At 40.6% G+C, this 26316-nt stretch carries 20 protein-coding genes and 1 riboswitch; of the genes, 7 read left to right on the forward strand and 13 right to left on the reverse strand.

Going from position 1 to position 26316, the window contains the following annotated elements; all coding sequences use genetic code 11:
- Positions 1-66: 66 nt before the first annotated feature.
- A complete protein-coding gene (locus tag ACMX3D_RS13505; RefSeq protein WP_062287777.1) occupies positions 67-300 on the reverse strand; it encodes a hypothetical protein in 234 nt (77 codons plus the stop codon).
- A gap of 161 nt (positions 301-461) precedes the next feature.
- On the opposite strand from ACMX3D_RS13505, the gene ACMX3D_RS13510 reads away from it, so the two are divergent.
- A complete protein-coding gene (locus tag ACMX3D_RS13510) occupies positions 462-2540 on the forward strand; it encodes an NAD(P)/FAD-dependent oxidoreductase (protein WP_482751911.1) in 2079 nt (692 codons plus the stop codon).
- 261 nt (positions 2541-2801) lie between these two features.
- On the opposite strand, the gene ACMX3D_RS13515 is transcribed toward ACMX3D_RS13510, so the two are convergent.
- Both ACMX3D_RS13515 and ACMX3D_RS13520 read right to left on the reverse strand, forming a co-directional pair.
- Positions 2802-4376 (reverse strand): coiled-coil domain-containing protein, encoded by a 1575-nt coding sequence (locus ACMX3D_RS13515; protein ID WP_482751912.1) that lies wholly within the window; start codon positions 4374-4376, stop codon positions 2802-2804.
- Between the two features lie 711 nt (positions 4377-5087).
- Positions 5088-6581, reverse strand: a complete 1494-nt coding sequence (locus ACMX3D_RS13520; RefSeq protein ID WP_482751913.1) for a hypothetical protein — start codon at positions 6579-6581, stop codon at positions 5088-5090.
- Here ACMX3D_RS13520 and ACMX3D_RS13525 point away from each other — a divergent pair.
- Entirely contained in the window at positions 6562-6738 is a 177-nt protein-coding gene (locus ACMX3D_RS13525) for a hypothetical protein (RefSeq protein ID WP_482751914.1), read from the forward strand. The two genes, ACMX3D_RS13520 and ACMX3D_RS13525, sit on opposite strands and share 20 nt — an antisense overlap.
- Here ACMX3D_RS13525 and ACMX3D_RS13530 read toward each other — a convergent pair whose 3' ends face one another.
- Both ACMX3D_RS13530 and ACMX3D_RS13535 read right to left on the reverse strand, forming a co-directional pair.
- Positions 6739-7500 carry a TIGR03943 family putative permease subunit gene (locus tag ACMX3D_RS13530; RefSeq protein WP_482751915.1) on the reverse strand — a complete coding sequence of 254 codons (762 nt, stop codon included), beginning with the start codon at positions 7498-7500 and terminating at the stop codon, positions 6739-6741. It lies immediately after the preceding gene.
- Between the two features lie 192 nt (positions 7501-7692).
- Entirely contained in the window at positions 7693-8748 is a 1056-nt protein-coding gene (locus tag ACMX3D_RS13535) for a permease (protein ID WP_482751916.1), read from the reverse strand.
- An 821-nt stretch (positions 8749-9569) separates the two neighbouring features.
- Here ACMX3D_RS13535 and ACMX3D_RS13540 point away from each other — a divergent pair.
- Positions 9570-10928 carry a sensor histidine kinase gene (locus ACMX3D_RS13540; protein WP_482751917.1) on the forward strand — a complete coding sequence of 453 codons (1359 nt, stop codon included), beginning with the start codon at positions 9570-9572 and terminating at the stop codon, positions 10926-10928.
- 60 nt (positions 10929-10988) lie between these two features.
- On the opposite strand, the gene ACMX3D_RS13545 is transcribed toward ACMX3D_RS13540, so the two are convergent.
- From ACMX3D_RS13545 to thiC, 7 genes are all read right to left on the reverse strand, one after another.
- Positions 10989-12344, reverse strand: coding sequence for a DUF2808 domain-containing protein (locus ACMX3D_RS13545; protein WP_482751918.1), 1356 nt, complete (start codon positions 12342-12344; stop codon positions 10989-10991).
- A gap of 256 nt (positions 12345-12600) precedes the next feature.
- On the reverse strand, positions 12601-14094 hold the full coding sequence (locus ACMX3D_RS13550; RefSeq protein ID WP_482751919.1) for a glycosyl hydrolase family 57: 1494 nt from the start codon (positions 14092-14094) through the stop codon (positions 12601-12603).
- A gap of 77 nt (positions 14095-14171) precedes the next feature.
- Entirely contained in the window at positions 14172-15053 is an 882-nt protein-coding gene (locus ACMX3D_RS13555; protein ID WP_482751920.1) for an SDR family NAD(P)-dependent oxidoreductase, read from the reverse strand.
- Positions 15054-15739: 686 nt separating this feature from the next.
- Positions 15740-16273, reverse strand: coding sequence for a ComEA family DNA-binding protein (locus tag ACMX3D_RS13560; RefSeq protein ID WP_482752338.1), 534 nt, complete (start codon positions 16271-16273; stop codon positions 15740-15742).
- Between the two features lie 14 nt (positions 16274-16287).
- Positions 16288-16662, reverse strand: coding sequence for an NINE protein (locus ACMX3D_RS13565; protein WP_482751921.1), 375 nt, complete (start codon positions 16660-16662; stop codon positions 16288-16290).
- A gap of 258 nt (positions 16663-16920) precedes the next feature.
- Positions 16921-19404, reverse strand: coding sequence for a BsuBI/PstI family type II restriction endonuclease (locus tag ACMX3D_RS13570; RefSeq protein WP_482751922.1), 2484 nt, complete (start codon positions 19402-19404; stop codon positions 16921-16923).
- 81 nt (positions 19405-19485) lie between these two features.
- Positions 19486-20859 (reverse strand): phosphomethylpyrimidine synthase, encoded by a 1374-nt coding sequence (thiC, locus tag ACMX3D_RS13575; RefSeq protein ID WP_482751923.1) that lies wholly within the window; start codon positions 20857-20859, stop codon positions 19486-19488.
- A gap of 6 nt (positions 20860-20865) precedes the next feature.
- Positions 20866-20962, reverse strand: a riboswitch (TPP riboswitch).
- 117 nt (positions 20963-21079) lie between these two features.
- On the opposite strand from thiC, the gene ACMX3D_RS13580 reads away from it, so the two are divergent.
- Together ACMX3D_RS13580 and ACMX3D_RS13585 are read left to right on the forward strand one after the other, a co-directional pair.
- Positions 21080-22204, forward strand: coding sequence for a GmrSD restriction endonuclease domain-containing protein (locus ACMX3D_RS13580; protein ID WP_482751924.1), 1125 nt, complete (start codon positions 21080-21082; stop codon positions 22202-22204).
- Positions 22201-22665, forward strand: a complete 465-nt coding sequence (locus ACMX3D_RS13585) for a HEPN domain-containing protein (RefSeq protein WP_482751925.1) — start codon at positions 22201-22203, stop codon at positions 22663-22665. The genes ACMX3D_RS13580 and ACMX3D_RS13585 overlap by 4 nt, the downstream gene beginning before the upstream one ends.
- Before the next feature lie 67 nt (positions 22666-22732).
- Here ACMX3D_RS13585 and ACMX3D_RS13590 read toward each other — a convergent pair whose 3' ends face one another.
- Positions 22733-23479, reverse strand: a complete 747-nt coding sequence (locus ACMX3D_RS13590) for a Uma2 family endonuclease (RefSeq protein ID WP_482751926.1) — start codon at positions 23477-23479, stop codon at positions 22733-22735.
- Between the two features lie 441 nt (positions 23480-23920).
- Here ACMX3D_RS13590 and ACMX3D_RS13595 point away from each other — a divergent pair, with 441 nt between their 5' ends.
- Together ACMX3D_RS13595 and ACMX3D_RS13600 are read left to right on the forward strand one after the other, a co-directional pair.
- Positions 23921-24547 (forward strand): rRNA large subunit pseudouridine synthase E, encoded by a 627-nt coding sequence (locus ACMX3D_RS13595; protein WP_482751927.1) that lies wholly within the window; start codon positions 23921-23923, stop codon positions 24545-24547.
- Positions 24548-24752: 205 nt separating this feature from the next.
- Entirely contained in the window at positions 24753-26078 is a 1326-nt protein-coding gene (locus ACMX3D_RS13600; RefSeq protein WP_482751928.1) for a PAS domain-containing sensor histidine kinase, read from the forward strand.
- Positions 26079-26316 lie beyond the last annotated feature (238 nt).

Here is a 26316-nt window from a genome sequence, read left to right on the forward strand (position 1 = left end):
GTATTAATTTATAAGGAGTGCAAGGTTATAGGAGTAAGAATATTTCTCCTTCTGCCTTCTGCCTCCTCAAGTAAAACTTTCCCAGGCTTGAGCCAGCAATTGACTTAACCAACGTCGTTGCTGCCTATCTAGCAATGGATCATCTTCAAGTACCTGCGCGGTTAAATCTTCCAAAGATTTACCTTGAGAACGGACAATTTTAATTACTCCTGCGATCGCAGAAGCTACAAGTTCTTCATCAACTGGCTTTTGTTGTAACGCAAGAATGTCTTGAGGGCTATCTGGAATGGGATAATTCATGGCGTGAGGTTTACAAAGTTACAAAATGAAGAAAAAAATTTGACAAATTATTAAAAGTTCTTTACAGAATCTTTATTTGACTAATAGGGCGGAGTTTAGCGGAATTTTCGCCATTAATAAATCTGTCGAAATGAGTATTTTAAGGGAGATGTCAGCAACACATGAAAGAAATCCTTTATTTAGAAGTTCCAATTCCAGACACAGCAGCGGTACGTCAGTGGCTACAAGCGGATTTTCAACCAGGAATTGGCGAGAAATCACTAACCCCAGATGGCTTCTGCCTGAAATTACCTACAGACTATACAACATCTGTCCAGAGTATTTCCGAAAAATTACCGACAGAACTATCAATTTTTGTGTGGTCAGTGCAGAGAACTACCTATTTAAAGGTCTTCCGTTGGGCAGATCAGCCTTTCCCTCAAGAGAAGGAGATTTTGCTCCGCCTCAAGACAGAAATTAGACAACGCTTTCCCCATCAGTACCCTAAACCGCCAGCAATAGATTTATCCCAACAATCAATTTTTGAAGCGTTAGCCCCATATTACCCACTTACCGTTAAATATTTTCAGAAAATGCCCAATGGCGAATACGACCTCAAACGTGCCTATTGGTGGGAACAACGATGGCGCGAAGGTGTACGTAATCCCCAAGAACCGCATCAGGTAATCTTTAAAAAAAACCAGCAGACAGAAAATCCCAATCCCCAATATGATTTGATTTACATCGGTGGCGCACTAGGGGTAGTCCATGCGGCAGTTATGGCCAAACTGGGATACAAAGTGCTGTTGGTGGAACGTCTACCTTTTGGGCGGATGAACCGGGAATGGAATATTTCTCGTGATGAACTCCAAAGCTTATTAAATCTGGGTTTGGTAACCACCACTGAGTTGGAAAGCATTATTGTCAGAGAATATAAAGACGGATTTAACAAATTTTTTGATGGTAATAATCCGCCAAAATTGCGATCGCCTATTCTACACACACCCACAGTATTAAACGTAGCCTTAGATTCAGAAAAATGGCTGCAAATGTGCGGTCAAAAACTGCGGGCGGCTGGTGGTGATATCTGGGACGAAACTGAGTTTATCCGTGTGGATATTGATGAACCACAAGTTGTGGTTACAGTCAAACATTTACCCACCCAGGAAGAAAAGCAAGTAACTGGGCGATTATTAGTAGATGCAATGGGAACTGCTTCACCCATTGCATGGCAATTAAATGGTGGTCGTGCTTTTGATAGTGTCTGTCCGACAGTGGGTGCAGTTATTGATGGTGGATTTGAACCACAAGTTTGGGATTCTCAGTATGGAGATGTGCTGTACAGTCACGGCGATATTTCGCGGGGAAGACAGTTGATTTGGGAACTGTTTCCCGGCGCAGGTGAAGAACTAACGATTTATTTATTTCACTACCACGAAGTCCACCCCGATAATCCAGGTTCTCTGTTAGAGATGTACGAGGACTTTTTCACAATTCTGCCAGAGTATCGTCGCTGCGATATGGATAAACTGGTGTGGAAAAAGCCAACATTTGGATACATCCCAGGTCATTTTAGTGTGAGCAGTAGCGATCGCAAAGTTGCCTTTGATAGATTAATTGCGATCGGTGATGCTGCATCTCTTCAGTCTCCCCTGGTGTTTACAGGTTTTGGTTCTTTGGTGCGGAACTTAGAACGCTTGACTACACTGTTGGATACCGCCCTCAAGCATGATTTATTAAGTTTCCGCCACTTGAATAAAATTCGTGCTTACCAAAGCAATGTTTCGGTAACCTGGCTATTTTCTAAAGGTATGATGGTTCCGACTGGAAAATTTATCCCTCCCCAGCGGATTAACTCGATGCTGAATACCTTCTTTGGGCTATTAGCAGATGAACCGCCGGAGGTTGCGGATAATTTCATTAAAGATAGGTGTAATTGGTTAACCTTTAACCGCTTGGCACTCAAAGCCGCCCGCAAAAACCCAGCTTTAGTCTTGTGGATTTGGGAACTGGCTGGCCCCAGAGATTTCTTGAGATGGGTTGGTAACTATCTTAACTTTGGTCGCTATGCCCTAGTCAGTACTTTGCTGAGTCCTTGGTTGGCGAGTTTTTTGTGCAAAATTCAACCTTGGTTGGAACCTCGTAATCCGGCTTTGTGGTTACAATTATTAGCTATTCGTTACGCAATTACCACAGGTAAACCGCGATCGCCAAATCAAACGCCAACAGTTAAACCAGAAACTGTAATTCTTAATTCGTAATTGAGCAGGGTATAGTGCGTTAACGTGAATTCGATGGAACCTAACCCCAACCCCTTCCCTACTAGGGAAGGGGCAGAAAATCTAAAACTTAGTACGAAATAATAGAATTTTTAAGCCTCTCCCCGCTTCGGGGAGAGGTTTGGAGAGGGGTTACTATGAATTTATCGAACTCTTGCATGAGGCTAACGTCCATAACGCACAGCGAATCTCTAGCGGTGTCGTAATCTCACAGAATACACACCCTACAAAACTGATTTTTAATTACGAATTATTTTTATTCCTAGGACGAAAATTTGGTAATTCCACTGATGCCAAAGATTTACGTCCCTTGGGTGGACGTTGGGGATAAACAACTGGTGACGGTGATTGAGAATCATTGTTATAGTCACCAGATGTTTCTTGGGGTAACTCTGTCTCTGACAATTCCTCAGTATTCTGTGGTGTGGGTTCTAACCAATAATTTTCTGGCTCTTCAGTTGTCTTCTTGGTCAACGGTAAAGTAAAGGAAATTGGTGAATTATTTTCTGTTGATTCTTCAATTACCGAACTAGGCACAGTAATTGGAGTATTATTTTCTATTGCTAATGCTTCCAATTGCTCTTCTAGTGTAGGTTCTGATTGTTCATCATTTTTCACCCAAGTTTCCCAAATCGGTGCATCAGCAGTATTGGTGGTGACATTGGTTTCACTGGTAGCAGACGGTGAAGCTCCCGGTTGGGAAGCAAAAAACATTTGGATGAGACTATCTATTTGCTCATCTAATTTTGCTGAGCTATCAGCTGAAACCGTTTCTGATGTAATTGGCTCATCATCTATTTCTGAAGTAGGATCTGGTTCAGTTGATTCTGGTGTGTCTTCCTGAGTCTGCCAGTTCCAAGGAGAAGATGGCTGAGGAACAGGATTATTATGGCTGGGTGAAGGTGGTGCGGAAGATTCAGCCCAAGGATGAGCAACATTCTCAGAGGGAGTTTCTGGTTCTGCTGACCAAGGTCTAATTGGTTGTACATTAGGAAATAAAGACCGCGCCTTTCGAGAGAATCTGCTTTGCTTAGTAGTGCTGTTGTAAGAAGTATTACTCGCTGTCTCGTCAGGGGAGTCGTTGTTGACAGCGGGTGGTTCTAAACATTTTTCCAAAGCTGCCTTAAATTGCAGTGTTTGGCGCTGTTGACGCATCAACCGAGTACGTAATTCTCGACAAGTAGTTTCTGACTGCAATACCTGCTGAGACTGTTCATTATAATTAGTCTGCAATAATGCACATTCCCGTTCTAACTGAGCAAGGCGTTGTTGGCTAATTTGTAGCTGTGCTTTATAAGTTTCTATGAGAGTTTCTTGACGTTGGACAGTTTGTGCAGTAGTGTCTAACTGTTGAAATAAAGACTGAATTTGTTCTTGGGCAGCAATCAGTTCCTGTGCTTGTTGGTTGAGCATGGACTCAGTGACACTAGAACGCCGTTTCTGCCACTGCAAAGCCTTTTCTGTCTCAGCTAAGTCATCTTTGAGATGCTCTACTTGTTCATACAATTCATTGTTAGCTGCACGCAGTTCTTCATTTAATACCAGCAGTTTCTGAAATTCATCATCAATTGCTGCTTGTTGGCTACTGTCTGGTTCTGCTACCCATTCTTCTTGGGTGACATTTTCCGAGGGTTGAGGATTTGGCGGATCGGGTTGTTTTTCTTCTGCTGGTTTGAGAAGTGGCAATTGCCTAATAGCCAGATTTTCAGAAGGCACAACTGAATAAAAAGGACAGCTCGCCGACTCTGGTTGTAGCGAGTTAGCAGAATTGAGAGATTCCATCACAGCCCTGTTGTTTGAGGTGTCAGCTTCATTCATCACTCTTGACCCACCCACCTAAAGATACTCAGCGATGCTCAGTTCAGCATTGCTCATCAACTTTGTTCGCTCGGCATTTAATTTAGAAACCAAGTTGAATTTTTCCCAAGCATGAGTCACTAGTTATAGGTTAGTGTTCCCATTTTGCATCTAGAACTGATGACGTTATAACATTACAACCTGAGAACCCGTCAACCTTAGGCTAGATGAGGGTTTATGGTGCAAATGTTACGAGGTACAGATTTCAGCATAGATGCTTAACAAAAGTCGTATCTAGGTTGGCTGCGGTCAATAATTATTTGTATTTGGTAGTAATAGCTGCCTGGTAGAAATTCACGCGCTAGACAAATATCTGCGCTGTATATAATTTAGCAAACACCCTGGTTCTAAGGGAACAGGGGTGTGAGACTACAGCGGGAAGTAGTGGTTTAGGGGTATGAGGGTGTAGGGAAAACCCCAACCAGAGTTGGCTGTTCGGCTCTCGATTTTATGTGTTGGTTCTTTCACTTACAACTCTACCCCCTTATACCCTGACACCCAATGTTAGTTATGGCAACTAGAAATGGTAGGTTGGGTGAAGCAACCGCGAAACCCAACACAGTCTTGATGATGTTGGGTTCCATTTCATTCCACTTCATTTAAGCGTAAGAAAGCATAGGCAAGGAATTCACAGAACAATTTCACCCTTGCCCCCTGCACCCTTGCTTCTGATTACGGCAACCAACGAGGATGGAAACCAATTAAAGGTAGCTTTTCTGGTTTAATTGTGGTCACAGCTGCATCGGCAATGGGTAACAATGGCATCAACCATAAACTGCTAGTTGCGATCGCTTCACCATCATCTGTCTTTAAACTACTGGCAGGTGCTTGCACGTTATTGGGTTGTGGTACTACTTGGTCAAATAACAAACCTAGACCATCAGGGGATAGGCTCATTTCTACGTTCCGCTGATCCACTGGTAAGACTAGCAGCGGTTTCTGTTGTCCAGTTTTCAGGTCAATGGCGACTAAATAAGGTTGCTCTACGTATTCGGCTTGGGTGATTAACTGCGTTAACAAGCAATAGAGAGTGGGTGAAGCCGGATCAAATTGGCAATTAATTATTGAGCCTGTAGTTTTTAACAAAGGTTTTTGGATACCTTGGTTAGTAACTAAAAATAAATCTCGTGTGTAATCGGTATTAAATTTGACCATTGCCGCCTGGGAACCATCTTTGGAGAAAGCCTGCACTAGACCAAATTGCGGCAGAAAGTCTAAGGGTTTCCTCGCATCTGCTTGTAGTGGTAATATCGCAGCCCCTTGTCCTTGAGCAACAGCAACAGCTTTACTATCGGGAGTGATCATAAAATCTCCTCCTGGTTGGCTTTGCAGCTTTTGAGGAGTGGGTTTTGCGCCTGATTTATCCCAGTTTGTGGGCATATACCACAGCCCAAAGTCACCGGGATTATTTTTATTACCGCGTTGGACGACGAGAATTTCGCCATCTGGTGATAAGTCAAATTTGAGGTTTTGATAGTCTTTATTATCTAAAATTAAGTCAACTTTACCCGCCGCTTCTGGTTTAGTGTCTGATTTCCCAGGAATTCCCGTTGTTACTGTGTACAACTGGGCAGAGAGTAAATCTTCGTTGTTGGCAGTCCGAGCCGAAAAGAAGATTTTTTCCCCATTTGGAAACGGTTTAAAGTCCATCACCGTTATGTCTTTGGGGGTGAGTACTTTTTTTTGCTCTTGGGTTAAGTTGTAAAGAATTAACTGCCCTTGTTCTTCTGGGTTGGCTCCAATATAAATAATGACGCGATCGCGGGTACGAAAATTCCCGACAAAAGGCTGTATAACTTTACTGTTACTTTCTTTTTGAGCAAATTTATCTTTGGCTTGTTGTAGCTGTACTTTATAGTTCGTGCCGTAGGGGGCTGGTGTTAATAGTGTATAAACCATCCGCCTACCAGCCCAACTAAATTTTCCTGCCAAAGGCGGCTCAATTTTTAAGTTATCCTCAACGCTTTTAATATCCATTGGACGGCTAAAGGTGAGGCTAAAAGCAATATCTTCAGCACCAATTTGCTGATTCTGCCAAGTAAAATCGCGGACGCGGGGGGAAACAACATCACCTTGTAAGATGATAAAGCCAATCAGCAAACTTAGTAGCAACATCAAGGCGATCGCTACGCGGTCTAGTGGTTGGATGAGTGTTTTACTAGTCATTGGTCAAGGGTCAAGGGTCAATGGTCAATGGTCATTTGTCAATGGTCAATGGACTTTGGAACGCCAGTTGCCACAAGTCGGCATAGCCGACGACAGTCGCTTCAAGTCGGGAAACCCGCCCACAGCGCTGTCTCCCCAACGCACTGGCTCCTCTTGACTAATAGCTATAAGGATTTTGGGGTTGGGGAATTTTTTTGACGGAGTTAGCCACAATGGTTAATTGGCGTTTGCTGCTGAGATTTTCGGTAGCCATTTGTCCTTCAACTTCTAACCAAGTATCAGGGGCGTACTGTTCTTGATTTGCTGGCAATTTCACGGGTAATCCTACGGGGTAAGCATCCGCAGCACAGCATGAGAGAACAAATCGGGCTAGGAACACATATTCTTTGCTTAAATCTGGTGGATGGATGACAAATCCCTGGACTTTGGTTTTTTGCCCTGTATATGCGTCTGGTTCTGGATAAACGTTGAGTGTCCTTACCCAGTCTACAAGCGATCGCTCTTCTGGACGAATTGAAGCCCGAAAGGCTTGGGGTTTAATGCGTGAGGTTCCGAGTAAATCAGTTACACCTCGGTTGAGTGCTTTATCACTGGCAAACACTTGCGGGGTAATGATGAAACCCAAAATTGCCGCAGTTAAAAGCAAAGCACCACTCCAACCAGGAGGAAATAAACTCATGTGCTGGACATTTGGCACAACATCGCGGTGGCGACGTTGCCAAATTTCTTGCATTTTGAATAAACCGACAATTATCAAGCCAATACCTGCCACTACTACCAAACCAAAGTAATTTGGGTGAATCAACAAATTTAGCTTGCCAGTTAGCCAGTATTTCAACATCAAAATTCCCCAAGCTGTGATTGCTAGAACATCCAGCCAAGGGAGTAATAAATTGGGGCGTTTAGGTTTAGGTGTCATTGGTCATTTTTCAGAGTCAAAAGTCCAAAGTCCAAAGTCAATAGTCTTTAATTAATCAAACAAATAATTATTGACCCTTCGGGTTCGTCAGTGAGGGAGTCGGGAAACCCGACGACACTTGCTACAAGTCGGCATAGCCGCCCAACGCAGTGTCTCCCCAACGCACTGACTCACCATTGACTATTGACCAATTTACAAAACGTGCAAGTTAATAAACAGCGTGAATAAGAATGTCAATTGTCCGGCTAAGGCAAAGAGGTAAAAAATTGCCCTGGGTTTCAGAATGGATAACATTAACCCAACGCTTTTGATGTCAATCATTGGGCCAAAGACCAGAAAAGCCAACAAGGAACCGCTACTAAATGCTGAAGCAAAGGATAAGGCAAAGAAAGAATCGACTGTAGAACAAATTGAGACAACTGCTGCCAAAATCAGCATAACGATGATGGAACTGACAGGGCCAGCACCAAGACTGAGGATTAAATCACGGGGTGCAAAAACTTGGATAGCAGCTGCAACCGCACTACCAATCACCATCACTGCTCCTAATTCTCGCAATTCTTGAATGCTGTTATCTACCAGCAGGCGCAGTTTAGCGGCTAGTGGTTTATTCGGGGTAGCGAGTGGATCATCTGCTGGTGATACACTGCCATCTATACGTATGGGCATACCTGCTTTACCGCCCAAAATATAAGTCCCAGATTGCAACAGGCTTGATGTTGTTGGTTCCTGAGGAATTTGGTAACGTTTTCCCCGACGTTGAGTTTCCACTTTGGTGGGTGGATTAAACTTCATATACCGGGCGATCGCAGGTTGGACTATGGGATTTAAGTCTTTTTGAAAACTAAAGACAAAGCCCACAATTATGGCAATTAATAGGGAAAATACGACTCGTAAAACTACTATCTCTGGCTGATCGCGAAACGCCGTCCACGTTGCCCAAATTACGATGGGGTTAATTGTTGGTGCTGCTAGTAAAAAACCAATTGCTACAGGTGTGGGTACCCCCTGAATCAGCAATCGCCGCGCTACTGGCACATTGCCACACTCACACACCGGAAATAAAAAACCGACCAAACTGCCAACTAACGCGCCCAACAGTGGATTTTTGGGCATTTTTTCGACTAATTTGCGCTCATCAACAAAAAACAGCAGCAAACTAGAGAATAAAACCCCTAGCAGCAAAAACGGCATCGCTTCGACTAGCAGACTCAGAAATATCGTGAAACCATTGCTCAGTTGATTCATGGGTGTCGCAGTCAAAAGCGGTTGAAAGTTTTGAGGTTATGTCTAGTCATTCTATCGAAATGGGGATCAAAATCATGTATGGATAATTAAACGTCATTGACACAACCAGACTATGTGGAATTCGTAGTCTTGCTTAAGCGCTATCTAGCGCCTGTGAGTTTTAAGTATAGTCATTTTACATGAGTGCATTTACGGAGGATGGCTATTCTTGAGATTGTCTAAATTCCGAAATAGTTCCGAATTATCGGTTGATGTGCATAGAACTAGGTGACGTTTAATTACCTAATGTTTATACTTACTGTAAATTATCTGATTAGTGTGTTATCTTCCACGCATTTTCATAAAGGATTTACAGTCTTTAAACAATTGAGGATCACCCTTGATTACGCATCTCAGTGTTTGAACTTAGTTTTGGCCAATCGGTCATAAGCTGTGGTTGATTTTTACTATAAAAACTAGCAAACTGCAATACCATCTGAAATAATTTTAGTAAAGATTATTGGATTGATTATCTTAAAAGTTGCAAAGTATTGTTTTGGAGGTTGTTGATGAAAATTTGACTAATGCAGATTTTTGTTATTGTTAGTTAAAATTGTGATTAATCAAGCTATTAACTTATTTATCTCAGCCCAAAGTTCATTAGGGCAAACAAATAAATATCACTAGTGATAAGCGTCAATTTGTCATGATTAATGGTTTCAGGTCTATTGAAGTTTCATCACATAGTTATGTTTATTTCTACCAAATTAATTAGTAAGCTAGGAATATCTAATTTTTACTGATTAATTACTGATTAAAATTTTTATATATCAGGGTCTCCAGTGTCACAAGAATTCATTTCTGCAATATCACCACCAATTTTATCGATTGCCAGCGATCGCTACCTCAGTTTAGAATCAAATCTCCAAGAACTGCCAATGTACAACTTTGGTATAGATATTAGTTGTACGGCTGCTGAAGTTGCAATTTTTTTAGAAAAATATCCGCGATTACCAGGAATAATTTTACTGGAAAGTAAAGAATTCATAGGGATGATTTCTCGGCGGCGACTACTAGAATTCTTCATTCGTCCCTATGGACAAGAGTTATTTGCTAAAGCTACCTTAAATGAACTTTATAGCTATGCACGCACAGAAATTTTGTTGCTACCAGAGACGACAACGATTTTAACAGCGATGCAACATACGCTCAAGCGATCGCCAGAACTTTTTGCTGAACCTATTGTTGTCCAAACAGACGCAAATATCTACAAATTATTAGATATTCATGACCTAAATCTAGCTGCTTGGCAAATTCGCGGTATTGAAACTCAGGTACGCTACGAACGTAGTCAAGCCCAAATGATTCAAAATGATAAAATGGCACGTCTAGGGCGTTTAGTGGATGGCGTAGCCCATGAAATTTTAGACCCCGTAGGCTTTATTTGGGGTAATTTAACTTACATCTCTAAATATAGTCAAGACTTACTCAAGCTGATAGCGACTTACGCTGAAGAATTACCCCATGATTCAGCTGCAATTAATCATCTTAAAGAAGAAATTGAATTTGATTTTCTAGAAGAAGATTTATCCAAAGCTCTAGCAAGCGCTCATACTGGCGCAGAAAGATTAAAAAAACTCGTTACCAGCTTACAGAATTTTTGTCATATTGATGAAGTTTATCCTAAACCAATAGATATTAATGCTTGTCTAGATGGGATTATTCTACTTTTGAAAAGCCGTCTAAAAGGCGAAATTGAGATTGTGAAGAAATATGGTAAAATTCCACCTGTCTCTTGCTTTATGGGACAATTACACCAAGTATTAATGAATATTTTTAGTCAAACTGTTGATAGTTTATTAGATGAAGCCGTGCGACAGCAGTTTCATTCAAAATGTGAAAATAACAGCAACAAACCTCAAATTGTAATTACTACAGCAGTTATTTCTCAAGCAGCAACCCAACCAAATGCACCAGATTCTCGTTGGGTTTGCATTAGCATTGTTGATAATAGTCCTGGAATGTCTGAAGAAGCCCAAAAACAAATTTTGGCTTCTTTTTCTACTGAGAAACGGGCTGATATCGAAACTAGTTTAGGAGTTAGCTACCGAATTATTACAGCTAGACATGGTGGTAAGTTAAATTTCCGTTCTCAGGAAGGAGTAGGTACAGAATTTAAAATACTTTTACCTTTGGTGTAGAGTATAGATATTAATCAAAATGAGATAAAAAACACCTAGAAAATTATTAATTAAAAATTACTAATTAGTATTAGATGTACTGATAAAATTGAATTTACCAAAACCCAGAAATTGACCATTGGCCGTTTCGCCCATTGGAAATGCTGTAACTCCGAAGCTATAAACACCAGTTTTTTGGGGATTCTGCACAGCCTTTAAAGCAATAGTAATTTCAGTACCAGGAGACACAGAAGGCTCAAAAGTAAACGATACTTTTTGATTTTTTTCGTCGCTCCTAATATCTTTTAATTCTAGTTTTTCTCCTTGCTGAGAACGTGTCCCTTTAAAAGCAACACTCTCATTGAGATTGAAGCGAATGTATTCTGCACCTTCAGGCTGGTTAATTGTAATTTGTTGCAATGTGGTTCCAGCATTTTTTGGTAAGTGAACTGTAAAGTAATAGGTAGCTCCCAAGGTTTTAATTCGACTATAACTAATTGTTACCTCTACTAAACTCGGCGGTTGGACAAAAGCTGTTGTTCCTTGTGAAGCTGGTGGAGTCGGAAGAGAGGGTTGAGGTATAGAAGGTGTTAAATTATCTCTTTTAATATTATTTGTCTGATTGAAAGCAAAAGAACCAACCAAAGACGAAGATTCCCAAGGCGTTTGTTTACCGTCAGTTGTTTGGAGTACATCAGCCCGCACTTGTTTAAACATTTGCTCGACATCTAGACTGGGAGTCTTGATATTACGTAACAAAGCTGTAGTGTAGGGGCTGTTGCGCCCATCTCCATCTAAGGCAACTTTTCCGGGTGCGGTAGCATAAGCAATGAGTGTACCTTTAACAGCTTGTACTGGTGTAGCTAAACCGCGTTGTAGAGAACGCCATTGACGAGAGAAGGGATTATTTCGACAGGCATCTAAAATAATAAAATTAGCATCGTTAGCCGCATCTTCCATGACGTTTAGTACTTTACCCATCGCCATCGCTTCGTAACGTACATCTTGTTCTCTTTCCAGCCGCGCATTTACAGGTATTAAATAATTTTCTCCGTCTACTTGTAGTCCGTGACCTGCATAGTAAAAGAGTCCGACTCCTCCCTGACGCAAACGGCGATTAAAGCTTTCAAGTGCTTCTTCCATTTGTCGCAAATCTGCATCTTTGAGGAGTATGACATCAAATCCCAATTGCTGTAAGGAGTTAGCAATATCTGTAGCATCGTTAACAGGGTTAGCTAATGTGTCTGCTAATTTGTAATTGGAATTGCCAATAATCAGTGCAGTGCGGTGTTGACGTTGATTAGGGATAGAATTTTGGGCAATAGCTTTGGCTGCGATCGCTCCATCTATCTTTATCCTGGCGTGAGCTAAACTAAACGTTAATGGCAACAATAGTGCCGCAGTTCCTAACAATAGTTGCCATTTTTGCCACAACATTTTGTTACTCTCGCTGAGTTTTTATATAAAAATTTAAATTTGATTATCTAAACTAAATTTAAATTTATTTTACTCCTAACCACCGTGAGATTACATAAATATTTTTAAATAAAGCGTAAAGAACGTATAAAAAAGAAGTAGCTTCCCGTTCGCCGTCAGGTGTTCCCGAAGGGTAGAGTAGGATGTAAGGGAAGAAAATAAATTTACAAGAAAGCTTGTAGGGTGAGTATGATCATGCTCACCCTACTGTTGTAGTTTATAAATTTGCTTGCAATAAAGTCTCCCCACGTTTATAAATTTCTCTGGCATAATCTGTCCAAGTACCTTGCCCCCAATAACGAAAGCAGCTAGTTTGCAGCAATAAGTTATAGAGTAATCTTTGGCGGTATTGAGATTGTTGAGTAATTGCTTCCGGCTCATCCTTTAGAAACAATTTATCTATTTTTTCATGAAATAAACTGCTGAGTTGATTCATCGGAGATAATACATTTTCATATCCTTTTACCCAACTGATATGATTCGTCCAGGAAGCCCCATCTACATGAAAGTTAGGGTTTATTTGTTTTAATTCTTGGATGGCATTTTCTACAGCTTCAGGTTGACAATTCTCTGGAGAAACTCGTTGCCAAATTTGATGTTGTCCTATTGGTTGGCAGGGAGGATAATCTTGGGGGTTGCAACCTGCGGCTGCAATTAACTCTAAATATTCTGTGCCGCACATCCCGACAACACCAGATTTACCACCACCATGATTGACCATATCCCACCAAGCTTGTTTAAAAGCACTGGGAAATTCATTCATCATCACACCGCCATTTTCACCATCACCAATTTGGCTGACTATTGGTGGTACTAATACATTACCTATTTGTTGTTTTGAGAGAGTTTTAGCTTCGTAGTATGGTTGCATCTGAGCAACTAATTTTGTATCAGAACCTTGAGTTTTAATTAAAGCTGTAATACTAATTGTTTCGCCTTGAGAATTACGAGCGATTAAACGGTGTGGTAGATGTTTGTATGTCAGAGGTTCGCCATTGATTGTTTCTACAGAATGTTCTTGTACTAGTAACCAGCGATAGCCGCATTCTTTCAGTGCTTTGACAAATTCAAACAGTGTATCGGGGTGATTTGGCAAGTGCATTTCTGGAGGTGAAAAACCTTTGACTCGCGCCAATGCTTCCCAGCCAAAAATAGCAGCAAAATGTTGTTGCCAAGCAATAATATGCAATTTAATATCAGGTATCGGTGTGGAAGGAACAACAGCATGACTCCACATTGTTCCTAACCACTCGACGTAAGGTTGATAAGCAGTATCGCAAGTAATTCGTTTGAGGTTGTCGAGGATATCGTTGCGTCCCATTTGACGCAATCCCCACAACAAATTGCCAGAGTAATCTAGCATGACGCGGGGATTGCAACCTTGACTGACAAGTTCAGGAATGAAATCGCCCATACGGCTATAACAATAAGCAAATGGCCCAGCGTTGTGGTTATCGCCTTCGTGGGGATGTTCAAACATATATTGCAGATTGCTGATCAGTTCGCCACCATATCCTGCGGGGATGCTTGGCTGGTGCATGTGTAAGGCGATCGCAAATACTGCATTAATATCCTCTAACCTGAGATTAGTTGAGGGTAAAAAGACAGGTTCGTTGTGGTTGACTACAGAAAGAACTTCTTTCTCCCAACCAGAAATATTTGGTAAGCCGTCAACAATTTCTGGCGGTACAGTCGTAGGGAAGGAAAGCATAAGTATGAGGAATAAAACTTTTCATCCCTCATACTGTATCCCTATTGTTGCGATCGGCGATCGCGTCCCAGAATCTCTTAAGACTTACGTGCAGATACCAACCCAGTTACGTTTCTAGATAGCAATACATCAAAGAAACGATTGATTCTACTCAATAAGCTTGGTCTTTCTTCAGACTGCTGCTTTTTTGGTGCTGGCGGTACAGCAATTTTTAAAATCAACTCTAACAACCAAGGGGCGAGACGTTGACACCACACAGCTAAATGACTTTGCCAACCAACTAAAATTTCTGATGCATCATTCTGCAATCCGACAATTAATGCTTGCGCTACTTGTTGGGGTGTCATGGGGATTACCCAACGGAATAATTGCAAGTTCCGCACCATATCTGTGTCGGTGAGAGATGGTAATAAAGCTGTGACTTGAATGTTGTACTCGGCTAGTTCTTGACGCAAGGCTTGGGTAAATCCTAAGATGGCAAACTTTGTGGCTGAATATGTTGCCATCGTGGGTGCAGCGACTTTCCCCATTAAACTAGAGACATTAACAATTGTCCCTTGTCTTTGGCTGGCCATGCGTCGGGCGATGAGACTGGTGAGAGTGTACATTCCCAACAAATTCACCGAAAGTTCTTCTTGCACTTGGGGAAGTTTGGAACGCAAGAATGAGGTTTGATATGCGACTCCTGCACAGTTAACCAGTAGATGAATCGGGCCATGATTACGCCACAGTTGTGCTACAGCAATATTCACCTCAGTGGCGCGTGTTAAATCTAGTGTCATAACGACGGCTTCTGTTCCCATCGCTTCAATTTCTTCGGCGACTTGGGTTAACTTTTGGCGATCGCGTGCTATCAAAATTAGCTTTTTCATCCCTTGTTGCGCCAGCGCTAGGGCGATCGCTTTTCCAATACCGCGAGAAGCCCCTGTAATTAGAGCAACGTTACCTTGAATCTTCATCGGTTTTCATCTCCAGAATTTAAGTCTTACCCTGCGTTTTGTGCTTGCAGATAGACGCAATTACAGTTACTCGTTTCCCACAGGTAAGACAAATCATCGGTCTTGTTGGAATTCAGAGGAGAACTCAGCGTTTAGCAATGAGATATTTTTGTTTCCATCTACATTGCAGAAATCCTCTGCCTTCCAGATAGCAAATCAATACTTCAAGCAATTGGCTGAATAGACTTGGCTCATACTTTTTACCTCTTTTAGATTCCGAGGGTTTATCAGCAGCGTTGCTACACACACGTTAACAGCAAAATCAAGTAGCTGCAATATTTTTTAATAAGAATTTCTTAATACTTCTTTACTCAGATGATATATATGGTGAATATTTTGATAAATAAGTTTTTATGAATATTGTAGTTCAAATATATAAATTTCTTGACAATTAGTTATAAGGTCTACAAATTTAAGGGTATCTATTAGCAACTATCAGTAAGATAGAGAAAGTTTATATTAATTACTAGACATAAGAAAGACATAAAAAAGTCATATACAGCAGAATTTAGTGAAATAAAATAGCCTCTATGTCTGGCTTTAAGTCCTAAATTGTCTACTCCACCAATTTGCACTCTGCTATAGCTCCAATAATATTTGAGGCAGATTGATTGAATTTATATACATAAATAACAACAATATATAAATTAAAAGCGCAGAAAATACATTAACTGAGCGATCGCTTCCGCAGGTAATTGCAATCGCTGTTGAAAATCAGCTAAATTACGGTATATTCCATTTGCTAGGCGATTTTCTACCACTGCTTGAGCAAGAGATAAATCGATAAATGGCGTTTGTACCAACATCTCGACTGTAGCGGTGTTTGGGTTAACTACATGGGTTGAATGAACCAGAGATTCATTGTCATAGTAAACAAAATGCAGCAGTGGCTCTAATGGCTTGAGACGCTGTACAGGTAAACTCAAAGCAGCGGCAATATCTTCGATACAGTAAAATTTAACCCCAGAACGGGAAAGTTCGACGAGCGATCGCGCTTGGTGAATCGACAAACCTGGTAAGCGTAACCAATCATCCACCGTTGCTTGATTAACATCAATACGAATACCCAATTGTGCCGCTATTTGAATTTCTTCACCAGATTGCAACCGATAGTAAGGATCATTGAGCAGTTTGGCGCGGAGTTTTTGTAACTTAAAGTTTAAAGGTAGCCAGTTTTGCATCATCTTTGCTTGTATCAAGAAATTTGGTCGAGTAGCTGGCGGCGCTTTTGTTCAAATTCATATTCTGAAATTAGACCATCTTGGCGGAGTGCGTCTAATTCTCGCAAAGCATTCGCCACCGTTTCTACTTGATTGCTTGCTTGTTGGGAAAACTTAACAGCTGACTTACCCTGATTAAAATTGCGGTCAAAAGCTTCTTCATCTAAAGCTAGATACCAAACACCTTCAATAGCACTAGCCACCTTGGGGATCGGTGTCCAAGAAAGCAGAACATATAAAATCCCCCACAACGGCTGACCCAAATAAAACTTGTGTAATCCTGAGATGGTGAGCGTACCAGAAAAAGCGAGAATAGCAGCGATACTGCGGCTTTTGCGTTTTACTAACATATTTTCTATAAATTTACCACTATCACAGTTAGGTCTATCAAACAGCGATCGTAGCAAAATACCTAACTAAATTCAGCATCATATAATATCTGAGGATAACCAAAATTTAACCCCTATCCTGATGCTATATTAAAATCTTTCCAGCAAGGTCGGGCTGTGTGGGTGTTGTTTTAATCACTGCTTCACTCACCAGCAAACTCTACTTGTGTATGAGTGGATTGTTTCATGTTTTGTCAGAAAGCGATCGCCGTCAATATTTCAAGAAAGATTTTCTAGGTCTTCATAAGGGCCAAGAAATCTTTCCCCATTAAAATGAATCATGTGATCAGGTTGATCTGCTACCCACACTTCTGTTTCCCAAGAAATCTCAGCTAGATACCGAGTCATTTCCTGACGACTGGGAAAGGCAGTTACAAACACCAATCCTTTACGGCTAGACTGAAACAGTTGCTTTAATTCATTGCGACGTTTCAAGTTTACCGGGCCATGACTTGTTACAGCCTCTATTAATATCAGCCAGTCTTGTCGCTCATAGTAAACTACAACATCTGGCATTTTACCGTGAATGTCTATCTCAATTCCCAGTTCTCGGAATTGCTGAGTTTCATTGATAATAAACTTATCTCCAGCATCACCTACATAAATCACAAAACCTCCTGGTGTAAATTTGGGACAGAAACTTTCTAAAATGTCCTTGATTAATAAGTTCTGTCCACCTGATGAAAGCTGAATAGCTTGACCATTAGGTAAAGTAACGGGAATTATGGGTCTATTTCGCTTTCTGTCCTGCAATAAATTTGTCACTGAAATAGCATAATTGTGACGAGCTTCTTCCCATTGTGCAGAACCATAGGATTTAATCAGCGACAATGCTTGTTGATGAAGTTGATAACACCATTTTGGGCTGTTAATTGGTCGTTCCGGTCGATCTGGATTCTCCACAACTATCCCCATCTGCACAAACTGGTGCATTGTCTGTCGTCGCACTGTTTCGCGTGTATTCGGTGCGTATTGTTTACCGTAGTGATCACGAAACCAATCCATCATTTCTGTGATTCTGCGTTTTGGTGCTGTTGCTTGATGCCAAGGTGTTTCAGGTCGAATGTCTGCTAAAGCCAGTAAACACAGTGCTGATCGTTCGTTCTGTTGCGCCTTGGGAGCAGAAATATCTTTGAGAATTGCCAAAGCCTCCTCAATTCGTTTGCTCGCCTGAATTGCATTTGTGGCTTCGCTCATAATCGACAAAGTTTGATGTACAACTTGATCAAGTTGTTCCTGATCTAAGTGAGAATCACCTATTTGGCTTCCTAATCGAATTAAATCATCTTTGCTAGGGTATTTAAGTTTACGCAAATCTGTGGCGTTGACTTGTGTGTGTCCACTAAATTGACGGAAGTAACTATCTAATAAAGTTGAATTGAGAAATGCTGTTAAGCCTCTTGCTAAATCAGGGTTCATTCCCTGACCTTGAGCATGGTAGTAATTTAAATGATTTTCTATACCAATTACCGGAAAATCGCTAGGAGGACACACAGCAGCTACAACACGACGCTTTTCTTCTTTAGCTGAAAACCGCTTTGTTAAAACATACCAGCCAGATGGCACTAACCATTTTGCTGTTTCTGGGTTTTGTGTAATAGCGATCGCTTTACGGGGATTACTAGGGGGAAAAAATACTTTCCCTGCCTTGATTGCTTCTGGATAAATTAATGGCACACTGTGATCATCCCAGCAAGTTCTCAACGCTGATTTGAGACGAAAATCCACAACTGGCCCGGTTGAAACTTCTAAGCCCAGGTCATCTAAAGTAGATGAGAATTGATTCATTTGCGCTCTCAGATAATCTTCAAGAGAGTTGGTCACAATATGAATAAAACTTTCAGAATCATGTGTATCAACAACTTGGCTATAAGGAACATATCTTAATTCTGAAAACTCATCTAACTTGCTTTCAATATTTCTGGTTATTTCTACATAATCAGGTCTAACTTTGGTTTTAATTGCGTGGAAAATAATATTTTCTTGTAATACCCTATCTTCTATAAAAGCTGCTGAACGGCTCTTAAAAAGATGAATTTTTGAAATTGCCATAGTTTGCAAAAAAGCTTGCCGAAAAGCTCGAAAATAAAGACCATTACAAAAACTTCTAGGCGTAATAGCAACTATCTCTCCGTTGTCATACAGATTTAAAAAAGTTAGCCAAACAAAAGCACTATATAAATTTACAGTTTCGATTCCTAGTTGTGCGAGGATTTTTCTTTCAATTGATTGGCTATTAATTTTTTTATAAGGTGGATTGAGAATTGCATGGGTAAAAATACTAGATGACTGATGGAAAAGTGGTAAATTGATTTCACTAATATCCTTAATAAAACTTTCTTGATGTAAGCAATAATTTGCTGTGATCCCTATTTTTTCTAAAGCGACACAACACTCTGTAAGGCATTGCCTCAAAGATGGTAACAAGGCTGATTCAATTTCATAAGCGGTGAGCAAACAACTTTCGACATTGTGAGGATTTGCTAATAGTTGTTCGACAAATGCAGCAGTTAACGCACCAACTCCAGCCCCAGGATCTAAAAGACTAATATGACCAGATAGATTGCTGAACTGTCTCGCCATCAACCGCGCAATTGGTGCGGGAGTGAAAAACTGTCCCAATTCACTGCGCTGCTGTAAATTCAGTTTTGATGAGAAATGAATCCTGTTAATATCAGTGGAGTCTGTGAGGAACGTTGTCATTTTAATGTGAAAAAATTAGCCTGCGATCGCAGACTTGCGGGTATAGCCCCAGATTGCACGTCTGGGGCTATTAACTAGTAATTAACCTTGAGTTACCTTTTCTCGCTCCAAGAACTTCTCTAGTTCTGTCAGCGCATCAGCATCAACTTTGGTTTGCATGGGACAGAACTTAGGCCCGCACATTGAACAAAATTCAGCCGTTTTGTAGATGTCTGCGGGTAAAGTTTCGTCGTGATATTCCTTAGCTCTTTCGGGGTCGAGGGATAATTCAAACTGACGGTTCCAGTCGAAGTTGTAACGGGCGCGGGAGAGTTCGTCGTCTCTGTCTCTTGCGCCTGGGCGATGTCTAGCAATATCAGCTGCGTGGGCTGCTATCTTGTAGGCAATCAACCCATTGCGGACATCTTCAGCGTTGGGTAGACCTAAGTGTTCTTTAGGTGTAACGTAGCACAGCATTGCTGTACCATACCAGCCAGCCATTGCTGCACCAATAGCAGAAGTAATATGGTCATAGCCAGGAGCAATATCAGTTACCAACGGCCCCAACACATAAAAAGGTGCTTCGGAACACTCTTCCATTTGCTTGCGGACGTTAAATTCAATTTGATCCATTGGGACGTGTCCAGGCCCTTCTACCATCACCTGTACATCGTGTTCCCAGGCTTTGCGAGTTAACTGTCCGAGGGTTTTCAATTCCGCTAACTGTGCAGCATCGGAAGCATCATGGGTACAGCCAGGACGCAGGGAATCTCCTAAGCTGAAAGAAACATCATATTTCTTGAAAATTTCAATGATGTCTTGGAAGTGGGTGTAAAGCGGGTTTTGTTTATGGTGATGCAACATCCACCGTGCCAAAATACCACCACCACGAGAAACAATCCCCGTGATGCGGCTTCTGACTAAGGGCAAATGCTCCATCAAAATGCCAGCGTGGATGGTTTGATAGTCTACCCCTTGCTGGGCGTGTTTTTCGATGACGTGGAGGAAGTCGTCAGCGGTGAGGTTTTCAATTCTGCCGTGGACGCTTTCTAATGCTTGGTAAACTGGCACTGTACCAATAGGTACGGGTGAGGCGTTAATAATAGCGGTGCGAATTTCATCTAAGTTACCGCCACCTGTGGACAAGTCCATCACGGTATCAGCGCCATACTTCACCGCCAACTTCAATTTATCTACTTCTTCTTGAAGGTTAGACGAGTTGGGCGAAGCACCAATATTGGCATTTACTTTACATTTAGAAGCAATGCCAATGCACATCGGCTCTAGGTTGGTGTGATTAATGTTCGCCGGGATAATCATCCGCCCCCGTGCTACTTCCTCACGAATTAGGTCAGCAGGAAGATTTTCCCGTTGAGCAACGTAGTGCATTTCTTCAGTGATAACACCCTGACGTGCGTAGTGCATTTGAGTTACATTGCTCTGACCACGCCGCTTGGCAACCCATTCTTTCCGCATATTGAATTCCTCGATAAACAGCTTCCCTCCGCTGGTATTACCCAGACTCAGGTGTTAAGGGTGTGATCTCAGCCTGATGATTTAGGCACCCCTAGCATGGATGTAGATTGTATCACTTTGTTTAGGGTTGGGGGCAAGAGGGTTAACAATTTATGAGGTGTGGGTGAGAGCGATCGCTATAATATTTTTGTAATGAAATATCAAGAGGCGACGCTGAAGGATGAACACAATTGAACCAAATAGCGACGCGCAGGGTTTTATAAATGAAGAAACTTTAACTCACAGTCCAGAGAATTGGGAGGATGAGGAAAATGAAATCATTCTATTTAAATACTCAATCACTAGCTATGGAGCAGATTACCCTGTTGACAGTCTTGTAAACCGTTTAAAAAATGGCAGTATATACATACCTTCACTTCAACGTCGTTATGTATGGAAATTAGAGCAAGCTTCACGTTTTATAGAATCACTTTTACTTGGACTACCAGTTCCAGGTATTTTTCTATCAAAAGAAAAAGAAACACAAAAACTGTTAGTAATTGATGGTCAACAAAGATTACGGACGCTTCAATATTTCTATGCTGGAATCTTTCCGGTTAATAATAAAGATAAAGAGTTTGCTCTTAAAGGTGTACAACCTCAATTTGAGGAACGGACATACAAGTCTCTTTCAGATGAAGACCGCCGCAGGTTAGATGATTCCATCATACACGCAACAATCGTCAATCAAGATGAACCATCGGAAGATGACAGTAGTATTTATCATATTTTTCAAAGACTGAATACAGGTGGTACAAGATTAGAGCCTCAAGAGATTCGTTCTTCTATTTATCATGGAGAATTTAACGATTTATTAAAGGAACTCAATAACAATTCTGCGTGGCGGGCTATATATGGTACAAACGACAAAAATTTGAGAGATCAAGAACTCATTCTTCGATTCCTTGCACTTTATTTTAAAGATAATGAATACAAAAAACCTATGAAGGAATTTCTTAACAATTTTATGGGCAAAAATAGGCATTTAAAATATTATTCTACTAGCCAAATTAGACATATATTTGAAATTACGATTAACAAAATTTATCAATGTATTGGTGATAAAGCTTTTAAACCTAAAAAAATTTTAAACGCATCTGTTTTCGATGCAGTTATGGTAGGTGTTGCTCGACGAATAGAAAAGGGTAATATTCACAACTGTGAAGAATTGAAATCAAAATATACCAGCCTCTTAGAGAATGAAAATTTTCTCGCAGTAACAGTAAATACAGCTCGTACATCTGAAGAAGAAAATGTCAAAAATAGAATAAAAATTGCTACTGATATGTTTGCTGAAATAGAATGAAAAATCGTGAGGTGATGCGGGCTAAACAAAAACTGGATAACCTATTTGAAAAAGTTAATCAGTTACCAGATGACAATGAGCTTAAGGCACATTGGGCAAGATATTTATGTATATTAGTTTCAGGCTTTATAGAAAATTCAGTACGTGCAATATATAGTCAATATGCAAAAAATAAGGCTATTCCAAATATAGCTAATTTTGTAGAACGTAAATTAGATGATTTACAAAACCCTAAAATGGAAAAAATACTTCAGTTAACAGGAGCATTTAGCCTAGAATGGGAATCAAATCTCAGAAAAGCTACTGAAGGTGAATTAAAAGACGCAATTGATAGTATTGTTGCTAACAGAAATAATATCGCACATGGTCAAGATGTTGGTATCACATATGCAACAATAAAAGACTATTATCAAAAAGCATTTAAATTGATTCAAATTATTGAAAATCAATGTAACCCTTAGCATGATTATACATATTAAAACAGTTTAAAATTTTAAATACGCTAATCAATATCATAAAAACTTATATCTACAATTGATCAGGGTCAATACCCATTTGACGTAAGCGTTCTGCCAAGCGTTCGGCTCGTTGCTGTTCTTGTTCTAACTGAAATGCTAATTGTTGGGATTTTTCATCACTACTCAGCAACAAATTTCCCTGTGCATCCCACCACCGCAACCAAGGTGCTTCCATATTTTTATACTGCCCTTGCCAAATGCCTAATTCCACGCCCATCGGGGAAATGGGATAGTGACCTCTTTCATTCGCTGGCAGTAATTGATACTTTCCATCTACTAGATGATATACCTCTACTGAAGCTTTACTAAACTCGTAAATACCGTAAAATGGCACTCTAATTGCTTGCTCATATACCCAAAATTTACCAGTGAGGGGTGTTTTATCCCGTTCTTCTAAACCATCACCAGAGACAAATTCTAAGACAATTAATGGTGCGACGTATTCTTGCCATAACACATAAGAACGGCGAAATTTACCGTTTAACATTGGCGGTACGTTAGGCATATAAAACCAATCAGGTGCTTCTGCGCCTTTTTCTGGTGGTTCTGTTAAACGCCAGTAGATACCGCAATCTTGGCCAATGCAGTATTGATTATCAGGATGTAGTTGCTGTAATAACCCTGCAATAGAATCGGTCAGAAGGATACTTTGAGGATGTTCTTGAAAGTTTTTCACAAAGGTTCCGTCTGACTCTGGTAATTCAGTATGGTCTGGAAGATGGGTAATGCCTAGTTCAGAAGATTTAGCAAGGGTCATAGAACTTTGGCGCAGTTTAATTTGGAATTCGTAGTTAAATAAAGCTGGGAGATTGCCTGATGTAATTAAAAAATTTGGCTACATATAAGTATTATAAGTCTGGCGATCGCTCCTGGTTAATTAGTAAAAATGCCCTCAATGGAAGCGATCGCACCTCACCCTTCTAACCACCAAATATTTCCCGGCGATCGCCTTTTTGAAATCTCATTCAATCTTGTTTTAAAGCCGCTGGAGCAGGATTTTTGGCATTATAGATTAATACCTTTAATAGGGAAGCGCCTCCCAGGAACAAAAAGAACGTCGGCAAATCTTAGAGTTCGGCATATTCAACTTTATGTAATTTTTCTTAAAATTCCCAAATTTCTGCATAATTTCACGCAGTCAACCCTGTTAAGTATCAGTTGGGAAGTCAAGGAGTAGAGAAAAAATAGATAATTTCTAATGACTAGTAGCTTTCGGTATCTGATTTTTCACAAACCCTACGGTGTTCTCAGCCAATTTACGCAGGAAACACCGAATCATAGCACCCTTAAAGATTATATTGATGTACCTGATGTGTATCCTGTAGGGCGTTTGGACTGGGACAGTGAAGGGTTATTACTGTTGACAAACGATGGAAAATTGCAACATCGACTTTCTGATCCGCGTTTTGGCCATCAGCGAACTTACTGGGTACAAGTAGAGCGGATTCCCGATGCAGATGCTATAACCAAATTGCAAACGGGTGTAGAAATCCAAAATTATCGCACTCGACCTGCACAAGTGAGGCTGTTACCTGAAGATCCACCAGTATGCGATCGCAATCCACCTATCCGATTTCGCAAAAATGTGCCAACAGCATGGTTAGAAATGACTTTGACAGAAGGCAAAAACCGTCAGGTGCGGCGCATGACTGCGGCTGTAGGGTTCCCAACTTTGCGACTCATCAGGGTGAGCATAGCCCATCTCAACTTGGATGGACTACAACTAGGTCAGTGGCGTGACCTAAGTGCATCTGAACTCAAATTGTTGCATAACTTACCTAAAAAGTATGCAGAATCTAGAACTCACAAGTCTAAATTCTCTTAGTAAATATATTTTTTGGGGCAACCATTAAACAGATGTAAATAAACGTGAGCAATACTCTGTGAGCATTAGCCATCACTAGAAAGAATTAAACACTGGAAAACAACTTTTTTGGATTTAATTGGTTAAATTTAGTCAAAAAAAGTATAATTAACTTTTTTTATTCCCTACTAATGAATTTTAGCCTTTGGGTACAAGTTTAAGTCTTATGAGCTTTAATCAGCGATCGCTCTGGCATCAAACGCGCGAACAACAAGATACCTTGTCAGCCACTCCGGCTCGCTTGGAACTTGTGCCTGAACGAACCTCGGATTTAGAACTGTACACAGCAGAAATGCTACGGCGTACACAAGCAGAACTCCAGTGGTATCGAAGTCTCTATGACAATACGCCGACAATTTACTTTAGTTTGAATGCGACGGGAATAATTGTGTCTGTAAACCAGTTCGGAGCCAACTGTCTGGGTTACACACCTGAACAATTAATCAACACCTCTGTGTTGAATTTGTTTGAACCAACAGACAAACAAAAACTATCTGAGGCATTCATTCAGCTTTTCAGTAATACTCACCCCAATCAATCTATCAATGGAGAATATCGGCTCAACTGCCCTGATAGTAAGATTACATGGGTCAAAACTACACTCAAGATATTGCCTAAAGAAGAATATTCTGAGAAAAATCCCGCTATTGTGATGGTGTGTGAAGATATCACCGCTTATAAACAGCAAGAAGTTAATCAACAAACAAGCCAAACGACAATCCAGGTGCAGTTGGCAGAGATGGAAAGCCTCAGTCGCCTCAAGGAAGCGTTTCTTAACACCGTCTCCCACGAACTCCGCACGCCACTAACGAATATGAAAATGGCAATTCAAATGCTAGGAATTGCACTGCATCAAGAGCAAAATTTGTTGGTGGAAATGGCCAAGCCACAAGCAGAACGCTCAAAAGCATCTCGCTATTTTGAAATTTTAAATAACGAGTGCGATCGCGAAATCAATCTTATTGATAACTTTCTCGATTTACAAAGGTTAGATAGCAATGCTCAACCTTGGGTACTGGAAACTATTCAAGTACAACAATGGCTTTGGCGGGTTGTAGAGCTATTTCAAGCACGTAACCGCGCTATATGTAAGCAAAAGGTAAGTTTAAGCATAGCGCCTAATCTACCTTTACTGGCCTGCGATCCTTTCAGCCTAGAACGCATATTCATAGAACTGCTGACTAATGCCTGTAAATTTAGCCCTCCAGATGCCGAAATTGTGATTTCTACCCGATTAAAGTTAGAAAATATGCAATTTCAAGTGATTAATTCAGGTGTAGAAATCCCAAGCTCGGAATTACCAAACATATTTGAAAAATTTTACCGTATTCCTAGTAATGATCCGTGGAAGCAAGGTGGCACAGGATTGGGGCTGGCATTAGTGCAGAAATTAATTCAGCAATTAAAAGGAACAATAGAGGTAGAAAGTAAGTCAAATCGTACCTGTTTTACTATCGAATTACCATTGCATCGCCAATTAAGTAAAAAGTAAAAAGGTAAAATTAAAAAGAGAATTCATGAGTAAAGTCAACATTGCTAATACTGTTTGATCAGCAAAAATTAACTTGCCGTTGTCTAAAATATTTAGCTAATATGCGTCACAATTAATACTGCCACCAAAATTCACTGGTGAAACCACAATCTCTTGTAGGTCTACTGTAGGCAGGGGCAACTAAAATTGTGGCACTTTGGATATTAGTGGCTAGAAGCACCTTGGAACGGGAATAGAG

The organism is Anabaena sp. TISTR 8404 (assembly GCF_056847745.1).